At 75.2% G+C, this 11,974-nt stretch carries 10 protein-coding genes; 4 read left to right on the forward strand and 6 right to left on the reverse strand.

Annotation, left to right across the window (positions count from 1 at the left end; genetic code table 11):
- Window positions 1-85: 85 nt before the first annotated feature.
- Both ACGF0D_RS25385 and ACGF0D_RS25390 read right to left on the reverse strand, forming a co-directional pair.
- The gene (locus ACGF0D_RS25385) at window positions 86-421 is read right to left on the reverse strand and encodes a hypothetical protein (protein WP_392919931.1); all 336 of its coding nucleotides are present in this window, start codon (window positions 419-421) and stop codon (window positions 86-88) included.
- Window positions 422-439: 18 nt separating this feature from the next.
- Window positions 440-979: an RNA polymerase sigma factor gene (locus ACGF0D_RS25390; RefSeq protein WP_392919934.1), complete on the reverse strand. Its 540-nt coding sequence runs from the start codon at window positions 977-979 to the stop codon at window positions 440-442.
- A gap of 508 nt (window positions 980-1,487) precedes the next feature.
- Between ACGF0D_RS25390 and ACGF0D_RS25395 the strand changes: the two genes are divergently transcribed.
- From ACGF0D_RS25395 to ACGF0D_RS25405, 3 genes are all read left to right on the forward strand, one after another.
- Window positions 1,488-2,153 (forward strand): hypothetical protein, encoded by a 666-nt coding sequence (locus ACGF0D_RS25395; protein WP_392919937.1) that lies wholly within the window; start codon window positions 1,488-1,490, stop codon window positions 2,151-2,153.
- Window position 2,154: 1 nt separating this feature from the next.
- On the forward strand, window positions 2,155-3,900 hold the full coding sequence (locus ACGF0D_RS25400; RefSeq protein WP_392919940.1) for a DNA polymerase Y family protein: 1,746 nt from the start codon (window positions 2,155-2,157) through the stop codon (window positions 3,898-3,900).
- A 63-nt stretch (window positions 3,901-3,963) separates the two neighbouring features.
- A complete protein-coding gene (locus ACGF0D_RS25405; protein ID WP_392919943.1) occupies window positions 3,964-7,266 on the forward strand; it encodes an error-prone DNA polymerase in 3,303 nt (1,100 codons plus the stop codon).
- A gap of 102 nt (window positions 7,267-7,368) precedes the next feature.
- On the opposite strand, the gene ACGF0D_RS25410 is transcribed toward ACGF0D_RS25405, so the two are convergent.
- Entirely contained in the window at window positions 7,369-7,980 is a 612-nt protein-coding gene (locus ACGF0D_RS25410; RefSeq protein ID WP_392868842.1) for a hypothetical protein, read from the reverse strand.
- Between the two features lie 114 nt (window positions 7,981-8,094).
- The gene (locus ACGF0D_RS25415; RefSeq protein ID WP_392868840.1) at window positions 8,095-8,913 is read right to left on the reverse strand and encodes a TIGR03084 family metal-binding protein; all 819 of its coding nucleotides are present in this window, start codon (window positions 8,911-8,913) and stop codon (window positions 8,095-8,097) included.
- A 275-nt stretch (window positions 8,914-9,188) separates the two neighbouring features.
- Here ACGF0D_RS25415 and ACGF0D_RS25420 point away from each other — a divergent pair, with 275 nt between their 5' ends.
- The gene (locus ACGF0D_RS25420) at window positions 9,189-9,965 is read left to right on the forward strand and encodes a LuxR C-terminal-related transcriptional regulator (protein ID WP_392868838.1); all 777 of its coding nucleotides are present in this window, start codon (window positions 9,189-9,191) and stop codon (window positions 9,963-9,965) included.
- On the opposite strand, the gene ACGF0D_RS25425 is transcribed toward ACGF0D_RS25420, so the two are convergent.
- Window positions 9,958-11,493 carry an AMP-binding protein gene (locus tag ACGF0D_RS25425; RefSeq protein WP_392868836.1) on the reverse strand — a complete coding sequence of 512 codons (1,536 nt, stop codon included), beginning with the start codon at window positions 11,491-11,493 and terminating at the stop codon, window positions 9,958-9,960. The genes ACGF0D_RS25420 and ACGF0D_RS25425 overlap by 8 nt on opposite strands.
- Window positions 11,494-11,545: 52 nt before the next feature.
- Window positions 11,546-11,968 carry a MerR family transcriptional regulator gene (locus ACGF0D_RS25430; protein WP_392919946.1) on the reverse strand — a complete coding sequence of 141 codons (423 nt, stop codon included), beginning with the start codon at window positions 11,966-11,968 and terminating at the stop codon, window positions 11,546-11,548.
- Window positions 11,969-11,974 lie beyond the last annotated feature (6 nt).

An 11,974-nucleotide genomic window follows, 5' to 3' on the forward strand; every position in this document is an offset into this window, starting at 1 on the left:
GCAACGGAAGCCTAACCGCCGCCTGGCGAACTACTGGCACAAGCAGGTCGATCAAACTTCGATGGCAAACGGTGAAACTTCGCTGTCACAGGACACGGTGCTCGCCTTGGCCGGCGACGGTCAGCCTGCACTGGCCGTCCTCGCAGGAGCGCTGGAGGCGGCCCCGCGAGATCGTCTGCATCAGGCCGATCGTCCAGCAGGTCGGGCAGCCGCGCAGGGCGAGCAGGCCGATCGGCAGGAGGCCCAGGGCGACCGGCCCGACCGCCGGGATGAGGGCGACCGAGCCGACCAGCGCACCGAAACCCACCACGCCGCGCACGACGTGCTCGGGCAGGGACCTGCTCGCGAAGTCGGGGCCGTCGGGTCCGGCATCGGACCCGGGCTTCGTCCCACCCTTCGTCCTGCCTGTCGTTCCAGTCATCGTTCCCTCCAGCCGGATTCAGGTGGTGGCCCGCAGGGCCTGTTGGACCGCCGTACGGGCCCGGTGCAGGCGCGACTTCATCGCCGCCGTGCTGAGGCCCAGTGCGTCGGCGACCGCGCGGCCGCTGTGGCCCTGGATGTCCCGCATGATCAGCACGCGGCGCTGGTCCGGGGGCAGGGCGGCGACCGCGGCCGCCACCGTGCCCGCCTCCAGGCTCTGCAGGACCTGGTCCTCGGCCGAGGGTGCGGGGGTGTCCTGCCGCAACGGCACGCTGCGGTCCCGCAGTTGGGCGCGTGCGCGCCGGAGGCACTCGTTGCGGACGATGCGGAACATCCACGACGCCAGGGCGCCGGAGGCCCGCAGCATCCCGATCTTGCGGTACAGGATGATCAGGGCCTCCTGTGCCGCGTCCTCCGCGTCCTCCGGGGTGGCGCAGAGGGAACGGGCGAACCGCTGCACGTTGGGGTGCGAGCCCGACACCAGTGCGGCGATCGAGTCGACGTCGCCACCCTGCGCGGCGGCGATCAGCCGTGCGCCGGGCCAGGTCGATTCAGTCACGTCCGGCTCGCCTGCGCTTCACGACCACCATGCAGGTGCAGAGCAGCACCAGGGTGACGGCGATGCCGATTCCGATGATCATCACTACCTCCGGATCCCGTGCCGGACGTTCGTCGGCACGTCTATAAGAGGTGCGCGCCGCCTCGAAGGATTCGGCCGTGCCGCGGGAAAGTCGCCCGCGTTCCCGGTGGATCGCCGTCGGCTGCGCCCGGCACCGGCCTGGGTCCAAGCCCACCGGCCTGCGGCCAGGCCACAGTAGGGCCGGTTGCGGAGAGTGACGGGTGGGGTGACCTGGGCGGACTTGAATCTTTGCGAACGTATGTTCGATCCTGGGGTTGTGCCCGTTTTCGAATCTGTTTTCGAATCCACCGCCGAGCAGCCCGCACGCCCCGTGCTCCGCCCGGTGGCGTCCCCGGCTGCCGTGCCGGGGGAGCCGGGGGAGCAAGGGGAGCGAGACGGGCGGGGGACGCCGGGTACCTGGCAGACGGCGGTGGGGTCCCGGGGGCTGGTGCCGGTGCCGTCCGCGCTGCGGGAGGTGCTGCCCGACGCCGGGCTGCGCCGGGGGACGGCGGTGTCGGTGGCGGGCGGGGACACCGGGCTGCTGCTGGCGCTGGCCGCCGGGGTGAAGGAGACCGAGGGCGGCTGGGCCGCGGCGGTCGGACTGCCGGACCTGGGGCTGGCCGCCGCCGAGGGGTACGGGCTGGACCTGCGACGGCTGCTGGTCGTGGACGATCCGGGGGCGCACTGGGCCGAGGTGGTCTCGGTGCTGGCCGGCGCGGTCGAGCTGATCATGCTGCGCCCGGACGGGCCGGTGCCGCCGAAGCTGGCCGCCCGGCTGGCGGCGGTGCTGCGGCGCAGCGGCTGCGTGCTGCTGGTCGCCGGACCGTGGCCGGGCGCGGTACTGCGGCTGGGGGTGCGCTCGGGGCGCTGGTTCGGGCTGGGCGACGGCCACGGGCAGCTCGTCGGCCGACAGGTGGAGGTGGTGGCCGAGGGCCGCGGCTCGGCGGTGCACGGCCGGACGGCCTGGCTCTGGCTGCCGGACGAGCACGGCGCGGTGCGCCCGCTCCAGGAACAGCCACAACCGGCGGCAGGTCCGGCGATCCCGGCGATCCCGGCGATCCCGGTGATACCGGCGGCGGAGCCGTTGGCCCCCCGCGTGGCGGCGGTGGTCTGAGATGGCGGACGACAGAACCCCCCGGGTGCTGGTGGTCTGGTGCCCGGACTGGCCGGTGGTGGCCCTCACCGGCGACGACCCGGTCGCGGTGACCGAGGGCGGGCGGATCCTCGCCTGCTCGGCGGGTGCCCGGGAGGCCGGGGTGCGGCAGGGGCAGCGGCTCAAGCTGGCTCAACGGCTCTGCCCGTCGCTGGAACTGCGCGACCGCGACCCGGAGGCGGAGACCCGCCGCTTCGAGCCGGTGGTCGCGGCGGTGGAGGCGTTCACGCCCCGGGTGGAGGTGATCCGCCCGGGCCTGTGCGCGATCCCGGTGAAGGGCCCGGGCCGCTACTTCGGCGGCGAGGAGGCGCTGGCCGCCAAGGTCGGCAGAGCGGTGGCGGACGCCCTCGGGCAGCCGCTCGTCCCGGACGCCGTCCCGGGTGCGGTGGCCGTCCCGGTTGCGGCGCCCGTCGAGGCCCGACCCGTCGAAGCCCGGCCGGTCGAGGCCCGGCTCGTCGAGGCCCGACCGGCAACCGCCCCGCAGGCCCAGGTCGGCGTCGCCGACGGCCTGTTCGCCGCCCTGCTCGCCGCCCGGGCCGGGGTGCTGGTTCCGGCCGGCCGGACGGCGGAGTTCCTCGCCCCGTACCCGGTGAGCGCGCTGGGCGACGAGGCGCTGGCCGAGCTGCTCGGGCGGCTCGGCCTGCCCACCGTCGGGGCCTTCGCCGCACTGCCGGCCGAGTCGGTCGCGGACCGCTTCGGCCCGTCCGGGGCGGTCGCGCACCGGCTGGCCCGCGGCTTGCAGCCGCGCCCGCTGGTACCGCGTGAGGAGGAGCCGGACCTCGCCGTCGAGCAGCGCTTCGACCCGCCGGAGCTGCTGGCCGAGCCGCTGGTGTTCGTCGCCCGCACGCTGGCCGAGCAGCTGCACCAGCGGCTCGCCGGGGCCGGGCTGACCTGCCGCCGGGTGGCCGTCGAGGTGGCCTGCGCGGACGGCCGGACGGCCTCCCGGCTGTGGCGGCACGAGGGCCGGCTGTCCGCGACGGCCCTGGCCGAGCGGGTCCGGTGGCAGCTCCAGGCCTGGCAGGGCGCAGGCACCTTCGCGGGCGCCTCCGAGGGCGCCTCCGCGAGCAACGACCGGAGCAACGACCAGAGCAGTGACCCGAGCAGCGCCCGGGTCAGCGATCCGAGCAGCGCCCCGAGCGGCCAGGTCGGCTTCACCCTGCTCCGGCTGGCCCCCGACGGCCTCTCCCCGGACCAGGGCCGCCAGCTCGCGCTGTGGGGCCAGGCCGTCGCGGACGACCGGGTGGAGCGCGCGGTCGCCCGGGTGCAGGCGGTGCTCGGGCACGCCGGGCTGCGCCGGATCGAGCCGGCCGGCGGCCGCGGCCCGGGCGAGCAGGTGGTCAAGGTGCCGTGGGGCGAGCCGTACGAGGCGACGGTGCCGGCCGACGCGCCCTGGCCGGGGCGGCTGCCGGAGGTGTGGCCCGCCGTGGTGCTGCGGGAGCCGGCGCCGGTGCGGGTACTGGACGGGGCCGGGCGGCCGGTCACGGTGGACGGCCGGGCGGGGGTGTCGGCCCGGCCGGCCCTGGTCGTGGTCCGGGGCCGGGAGGAGCGGGTGGACGGCTGGACCGGGCCCTGGCCGGCGGTCGAGTACTGGTGGGACCAGTCGCGGGCCCGGCGCCGGGCTCGGTTCCAGGTCGTGGTGGGCGGCGGCCGGGCGCTGCTGCTCACCGTGGAGGGGGGTGCCTGGTACCTGGAGGCCGGCTACGACTAGCGGTTCCGGAACCCAGTGGGAGGGGGGAGCAGGACGAGCACGAGAACGACGAAGGCGACCCCGATGGGCTTCACCAGCCACCCCACCGTTCCCTGGAGCGAGCTGCACCGCAGACTGACCGGTGCCACGCCGGACCGTACGGTCGTCCCGCTGCGCCGCACCCGCCCCGTTCCCGAGGAGCCCCCGACCCCGGGACCCTGCCCCGAACCTGGCCCCGAACCCTGGGCCGAGCTGCACGTCCACTCCGCCTTCAGCTTCCTGGACGGCGCCAGCGATCCGGAGGACCTGGTCGCGGAGGCGGTCCGGCTGGGCGTGGAGACCCTCGCGATCACCGACCACGACGGCCTGTACGGCGCCGTCCGGCTTGCCGAGGCGGCCCGGGGCACGGGCCTGGCCACCGTGTTCGGCGCCGAACTGACGATCCGTCACGAAAGGTCGACGGAACACCTGTTGGTCCTCGCCCGTGACCCGGCCGGCTACCGCCGCCTCTCCGCCGCGATCGCCGCCGCCCAGCTGGCCGGCGGCGCCAAGGGCAACCCGGTGTACGACCTCGAGGCGCTCGCCGGGGCGCACGGCGGTCACTGGGCGGTGCTCACCGGCTGCCGCCTCGGCCGGGTCCCCGCCGCGCTGGCCGACCCGCCCGCCGACCCGCCCGCCGATCCAGGCACCCGCCCGAGCGCCCACCGGAACGCCACCCCACCCGCCACCCGGGGCGAGGCCGAGCACCGACTCCGCACTCTCACCGAGGCGTTCGGCCGCGAGAACGTCCACGTCGAGCTGATCGACCAGTGGCTGCCCGGCGACGACCGGCGCAACGACGCCCTCGCCGCCCTAGCGGCGAAGGCGGGTCTCCCCGTCGTCGCCTCCACCAACGCCCACCACGCCGGCCCCGCCCAGGGCCGACTCGCGCAGAGCCTCGCCGCGCTGCACGGGCGCCGCACCCTCCAGGACGCGGTCGGCTGGACCCGGGCGGCCGGCACCGCGCACCTGCGCTCGGGCCGCGAGATGGCCGGCCGGCTGGCCCGCTTCCCCGGGGTGCAGCGGGCCACCGTCGAACTCGGCCGGGCCTGCGCCTTCGACTTCGCCCGGCTGGACCCGGAGCTGCCCGGCTTCCCCGTTCCCGTGGGCGAGACCGAGATCAGCCACCTGCGGGCCCTGGTCGCGGCCGGCGGCCCGGCCCGGTTCGGCCCCGGCAACGCCGCCGCCCGCCGCCAGCTCGCCAAGGAACTGGACGTGATCGAGGACCTCGACCTGGCCGGCTACTTCCTGATCGTGCACGACATCGTGGACTTCTGCCGGAGCCGGGACATCTGGTGCCAGGGCCGCGGCTCGGCCGCCAACTCGGCGGTCTGCTACGCCCTCGGGATCACCGCCGTCGACCCGATCCACTACAAGCTGCTGTTCGAACGCTTCCTCTCCACCGCCCGGGACGGGCCGCCCGACATCGACCTGGACATCGAGAACCGCCGCCGCGAGGAGGTCATCCAGTACGTCTACGGCCGCTACGGGCGCGAGCACGCCGCCCAGGTCGCCAACGTGATCACCTACCGGCCCCGGCTGGCGATCCGCGACGCCGCCCGGGTGCTCGGCTACCCGCAGGGGCAGGTGGACGCGTTCAGCCGGCAGACCGACTTCCGCTCCGCCCCCGGCGCGGACGCCGTCATCCCCGCCGACGTGCTCCAGCTCGCCACCCAGCTCCACGGCCTGCCCCGCCACCTGGGCATCCACTCGGGCGGCATGGTGCTCACCCGGGAGCCGATCGGCGAGATCTGCCCCACCGAGTGGGCCCGGATGCCCGGGCGCTCCGTGCTCCAGTGGGACAAGGAGTCCACCGCCGGTGCCGGGCTGGTGAAGATCGACCTGCTCGGCCTCGGCATGCTCGCGGCCCTGCACGACGCCTGCGACCTGGTCGCGGAGCACCACGGCCTGCGCTACGACCTGGCCACCATCCCGGACGACGACAAGGGCGTGTACGCGATGCTGCGCCGGGCCGACACCGTCGGGGTGTTCCAGGTCGAGTCCAGGGCGCAGATGGCGACCCTGCCCCGGCTCAAGCCGGACCACTTCTACGACCTGGTGGTCGAGGTCGCGCTGATCCGGCCCGGCCCGATCCAGGGCGGATCCGTCCACCCGTACCTGCGCCGCCGCGCCGGGGCCGAGCCGCCCGGCTGCCCGCACCCGCTGATGGAGAACGCGCTCGGCAAGACCCTGGGGGTGCCGCTGTTCCAGGAGCAGATGATGCAACTCGCCATCGACTGCGCCGGGTTCACCCCCGCGGAGGCCGACCGGCTGCGCCAGGCGATGGGCGCCAAGCGCTCGCACGAGCGGGTCGCCCGGCTGCGCGAGCGGCTGCTGGGTGGGATGGCCGAGCGCGGCATCCCGCCCGAGGTGGCCGAGGACGTCTACGGCAAGATCGAGGCCTTCTCCAACTACGGCTTCCCGGAGAGCCACGCGATCAGTTTCGCCTACCTGGTGTACGCCAGTGCCTGGCTCAAGCACCACTTCCCGGCGGCCTTCACCTGCGCCCTGCTGGCCAACCAGCCGATGGGCTTCTACTCGCCGCTCAGCCTGGTCGCGGACGTCCGGCGGCACGGCGTGCGGGTGCGCGGGGTGGACGTCAACGCCAGCGGGGCGCGGCCCTCCCTGGAGCCCTACCGGGGGCCGACCCCCAAGCCGCCGCTGACCGCAGGGCGCCCGCAGCCGGCGATCCGGCTCGGCCTGGAGACGGTGCGCGGCATCGGCACCCCGCAGGCCGAGGCGATCGTGGCCGGGCAGCCGTACGCCGACCTGGAGGACTTCGCCCGCCGCACCGGCCTGCCGGGGCCCGTCCTGGAGGCGCTGGCGACGGCCGGGGCCTTCGACCGCTTCGGGCTGACTAGGCGTCAGGCACTGTGGGCGGCAGGGGCGTTCGCCGGGATCTCGGCCGAGCTGATCCCCGGCACCACCCCCGGCGCCGAGGCGCCGGAGCTGCCCGGCATGAGCCCGATCGAGGAGACCATCGCCGACCTGTGGGCCACCGGCACCTCCGCCACCAGCCATCCGCTCCAGCACCTGCGCGCCCAGCTGGAACGCGGCGGCGCCCTCTCCGCCGACCGGCTCCCGGACGTGCCGCCGGGGACGGCCGTGGTGGTCGGCGGCCTGGTCACCCACCGGCAGCGGCCGCCGACGGCTGGCGGGGTGCTCTTCCTCAGCCTGGAGGACGAGACCGGGCTGATCAACGTGATCTGCAACCGTCCGGTCTGGGAGTCCCAGCGCCGCACCGCCCTGGACCGGGCCGGGCTGCTGGTCCACGGGCACATCGAGCGCGACCGGGGTGCCACCAACCTGATCGCCACCCGGCTCACCCCGCTGCGGATCGGCCTGTGAGCGGCTCCCGGTTCCGGAGGACGGGCCTCTCGGCGAGGCCGAGCGGCGGGAAGGCGCCGTCCGTGCGGAGGGCGGGCACCGTCCGTGGGGTGCGTCAGAGCGTCAGACCGGGTAGCCGATCTCCGCGAGGTCCTCGGCGAGTTCGTCGAGGTCGGTGTCCGGGTTGAGCGCCGCCACCACGGCCGGGGTGAGCGGGCGCAGCGCCAGGACGTGCCCGATCGCGGCCGGGTCCAGCTCGTGCTCCGGCTCGAAGTACTCCTCGGCCCACGCCAGGTAGGCCTCCGCGGAACCGTCCAGCAGCAGCTCGAAGAGGCCCTCCGCGCCCCGCTCGGCGGCCGCGCCGCGCCAGGCGGCGTCCTGCGGTGCGCGCCAGAAGCAGACCGTCACGACCGGCCCGTCCTCGTCCTGGAAGGCGGGCTCCTCGGCGAAGCGGCGGAACTCCTCGGGGACGGCCGCGAGCAGCTCCGGACTGTTCGCGGCCCCATGGCCGAAGCCCCGCCCGTAGACGCCGGCGGGGGAGAACACCATGAACCAGTCGGACCCCTCGCCGTCGCGCATCGAGGCCATCTCCTCGCCCTCGCCCCAGGCGGAGTCGAAGGAGTAGTACCGCGCCGCCCAGTCGTCCGGGCAGATGATCGCGTCGAGCATGGCCAGCGCGCGGCAGCGGTCGCGCAGGTCGGGGATGGCGGGCAGGCGGTTGAGCAGGTCGTTCATGCCCGCCATTCAACCCCGGGGGTCCGACAACGAATCCCCCGGAGCCCGGTGCGTGTCCCCTCGCGGCCCGGCACCCCGGTGCGCGCCCTACCCCCTGCGTCCAGGCCGCCCGCCCTACGCCCCGGGCGGGCGACCCTTGCCCGGCGCCCCGGCGAAGGCCTGGGCGATCGGGAGCCAGGCGGTCGCGACCGGCCCGGTGGCGGTGAGGGCGAGGTCGTCCCGGTGGCGGCGCTGGGTCACCAGCAGGCAGAAGTCCAGGGCCGGCCCGGCCACCACGTCCTGCGCCCCGGCCGGGCCGATGGACCAGGTCCCGCCGTCGGGCGCGGCCAGTTCGAGCCGGACCGGGCGCTCGGGCGCGGGCAGCCCGTGCAGGGTGAAGGCGAAGCCCAGGGTGCGCAGCCCCAGGTGGGCGATGTGCCGCAGCCGGTCGGTGGGCTCGCGGGTGGCGCCGAGCGCGTCCGCGACGTCCTGACCGTGCGCCCAGGTCTCCATCAGCCGCGCGGTCGCCATCGAGGCGGGCTTCATCGGCGGGCCGAACCACGGCAGCCGGACGTCGGCCGGGGCCGCGCCGAGCGCGGCCAGCACCTCCGCCCGCCCGGCCCGCCAGCGGGCGAGCAGCGCCGCGGGCTCGGCGGTCGCTCCGGCGCGGGCGCCCTCCTCGACCGGGTCGGCGCCGGCCGCCGACAGCTCGGCGAACCGCCCGCCGAGCGAGGCGCCGAAGCCCTCCGGATCGCGCGCGGCCAGCGCCGTCCAGTCGTCCGTCCAGGCCAGGTGGGCGATCTGGTGGGCCACCGTCCAGCCCTCGGCGGGCGTCGGGCGGGCCCAGCCCTCGGCCGGCAGTCCGGCGACCAGGTCGTCCAGCACCGCGCTCTCGGTTCGCAGGTCCGCCAGCAGCCCGCCCAGGACGTCGTCCGGGGCCTTCGGCTCGGTCATCGGTTCCCCTTCCGGTCAAGGCGGTTGCCGTCGGTGGCCACCACCCGCTTCCGCCGGTGTTCGCTACCCGCTTCCGTCGGTGGCCACCACCCGCTTCCGCCGGTGTTCACCACCCGCTTCCGCCGGTGGCCGTCACCCGCTGCCGCCAGTGTTCGCTACCCGCCGGTAGCGTCCGGGCGCACCCTACGCCCGGGTAGCCGCCGGCGTCCGCGACTCCACGAAACACGCATGTCAGGACTCTCGCCACCGGCCCCACCGCGTGTGACAATTCCGCGATGACCAGGGCTGCGGACCCCCACCTTGCGCAACCCCTCGACGGCGCTGCGCAACCCGACGATCCCCAACTCGCCGCGCGCGCCGCCGAGCTGGTGCGGGACGCCGTGCTCGGCGACCTCGCCCGCCGGGTGGTGGCGGAGTGCGGCGTCGACGTCGGCCTGGTCGGCGTGCCCGAGCCGCTGCCCGGCAGCCGCCCCGACGCCGAGGGCATGGTGCTGCGGCACTGGGCCGGTACCCGGGCCGACCTGCTGCACGACATGCCCGTCCCGGCCGGACTCGGCCTCGGTGGCCGGGCGCTCGCCGAGCGCGCGCCCACCTGGGTGCCCGACTACCGTGCGGCGACGACCATTTCGCACCACTACGACGCGGCCGTGGCCGCCGACGACCTGTACGCGATGCTCACCGTCCCGCTGATGGGCGACGGCACCGTGCACGGCGTGGTGTACGCCTCGCTGCGCACCGTCGTCCCGTTCGGGGACGTGCGGATCTCCGCGGTCGGCACGCTGGCGAAGGCGGCGGCCCGGGCGCTCGCCGGGGCCGCGGCCTGGAACCGCGAGCGGCCCCGGAAGGCCTCCGCCGTACCGCCGTTGACCCCGCGCGAGCACGAGGTGTTGCGCTGGGCGGCGACCGGCCGGACCAACCCGGAGATCGCCGCCCGACTGGGCCTGACCTGCAACACGGTGACGGGCTACCTCAAGTCCGCGATGCACAAGCTCGGGGTCCGCAACCGGACCGAACTCGCCCTCGCGGCAAGGGAGTCGGGGCTCGTCAGTTGACCTGGCGGTCCCGGCCGGCCCAGTACGGCTCGCGCAGCCGGAACTTCTGCAGCTTCCCGGTGGCGGTGCGCGGCAGGGCGTCCCGGAACTCCACCGTGGTCGGCGACTTGTAGCCCGCCAGCCGCTGCTTGCAGTGAGCGATCAACTCGGCCTCGGTGACCGCCTCGTGGCCCTCCCGGAGCACCACCAGCGCCTTCACCGTCTCGCCCCACTTCTCGTGCGGCACCCCGATCACCGCCGTCTCTGCGACCGCCGGGTGGTCGTACAGGCAGTCCTCCACCTCGATCGAGGAGACGTTCTCCCCGCCGCTGATGATGACGTCCTTCTTGCGGTCCGAGATGGTCAGCAGGCCGTCCGTGAGGGTGCCGCCGTCGCCGGTGTGGAACCAGCCGTCGCGCAGCGCCTCGGCGCTCGCCCCGGGCTGCTGCCAGTAGCCGTCCAGCACGGTGTTGGAGCGCACCAGTACCTCGCCGGAGGGATCCACCCGCAGTCGGGTGCCGAGCGCCGGGGCGCCCGCCCGCACCAGCTTCTCGGCCCGCTCGGCGGCCGGGAGCGCGTCCCACTCGGCCCGCGAGCGGTTGACCGTGACCACCGGGGAGGTCTCGGTCAGGCCGTAGAGCTGCATGAACTCCCAGCCCAGCTGCTCCTCGACCTGCTGGATCACCGAGGTCGGCGGCGGGGCGCCGGCCACGATCATCCGCACCCGGTCCCGGCCGGGCACCGGGCCGTCCCAGTCGGCGGCGGCGTCCAGCACCATCTGGACCACGGCGGGTGCGCCGGACAGGAAGGTCACCCCGTGCCGCTCGACCCGGCGCAGGATCTCCGCGCCGTCCACCTTGCGCAGCACGATGTGCTGCGCGCCCAGGCCGGTGAGCGAGAACGGCAGGCCCCAGCCGTTGGCGTGGAACATCGGCAGGGTGTGCAGGTAGACGTCCCGGTCGCCGGCGCCGTAGTGCAGGGCCATCACCGTCGCGTTCAACCAGATGTTGCGGTGGGTGAGCTGAACGCCCTTGGGGCGGGCGGTGGTTCCACTGGTGTAGTTGATGGTGGCGGTGTCGTTCTCGTCCACCGCGTAACGCCGCGGGGTGCCGTCGAAGTCGTACAGCACGGCGTCGCTGTCCGCGCCGAGCACGAACTTGTGCTTGGCCACGACCCCGCTCAGCGAGTCCGCGACCTCGGGGTCGACCAGCAGCACGGAGGCGCCGCTCTGCTCGACGATGTACGACACCTCCTCGGCCTTCAACCGGAAGTTCACCGGCACCAGCACCCGGCCGTACCCGCTCACCCCGAAGAAGGAGGTCAGCAGCCGGGCCGAGTTGTGCGAGACGATCGCGACCCGCTCGCCCGGCCCGACGCCGAGCCGGTCCAGTCCGGCGGCCTGGGCCCGGGCCAGCTCGGCGACCCTGCGGTAGCTCAGCTCGCCCCACGATTCGGCCGGCTGCACCGGCTCGTCGACGATGCCGACCCGGTCGCCGTAGACCAGCTCGGCCCGGTCGAGGAAGTCCATCACGGAGAGTGGAATCTGCATGGGGCCCACTGTCCTCTCCGGCCCGCGCCCTGCACACCCCCGATCGGGGGTGTCACCCGTCCGTGGGTACCGCGCCCGCGCCCGTATCCCCGCCCCCGCCCCCACCCGCACCCGCCGCCCCCGGGGGTGCCGCGGCCGCCGCCAGTGCCGCCACCAGCCGGTCCCGGGCCCCGGTCTGGACAGCGATCCGGCGGTCCAGCACCGCCAGTCGCTCCCGGGCGATCCCCAGCACCCGCTCGGACGGCCGGTTCGCCAGCACGTCCCCGTCCAGGCAGTCCAGCAGCGGCCGCAGGTCCTCCAGGGTGAGCCCGGCGGCCACCAGCGCGCGGATGTTGCGCACCCGGACGACCGCGGACTCGCCGTACTCGCGGTAGCCGTTCGGCGCGCGCCCGGAGCCGATCAGCCCGGCCTGCTCGTAGTGCCGCAGAGCGCGGGCGGTACTGCCCGTCCGGGCCGCCAGCTCGCCGATTCGCACCGCCAC

Origin of the sequence: Kitasatospora sp. NPDC048298 (assembly GCF_043201465.1) — a bacterium.
Lineage (GTDB): Bacteria > Actinomycetota > Actinomycetes > Streptomycetales > Streptomycetaceae > Kitasatospora.

Coding starts and splice junctions, on each gene's coding strand:
- ACGF0D_RS25415 (WP_392868840.1), bottom strand. CDS start 8,913: ATGACCGAGCCGAAGGCCCCGGACGACGTCCTGGGCGGGCTGCTGGCG.
- ACGF0D_RS25385 (WP_392919931.1), bottom strand. CDS start 421: ATGACTGGAACGACAGGCAGGACGAAGGGTGGGACGAAGCCCGGGTCC.
- ACGF0D_RS25405 (WP_392919943.1), top strand. CDS start 3,964: ATGGGCTTCACCAGCCACCCCACCGTTCCCTGGAGCGAGCTGCACCGC.
- ACGF0D_RS25425 (WP_392868836.1), bottom strand. CDS start 11,493: ATGCAGATTCCACTCTCCGTGATGGACTTCCTCGACCGGGCCGAGCTG.
- ACGF0D_RS25400 (WP_392919940.1), top strand. CDS start 2,155: ATGGCGGACGACAGAACCCCCCGGGTGCTGGTGGTCTGGTGCCCGGAC.
- ACGF0D_RS25410 (WP_392868842.1), bottom strand. CDS start 7,980: ATGAACGACCTGCTCAACCGCCTGCCCGCCATCCCCGACCTGCGCGAC.
- ACGF0D_RS25420 (WP_392868838.1), top strand. CDS start 9,189: ATGACCAGGGCTGCGGACCCCCACCTTGCGCAACCCCTCGACGGCGCT.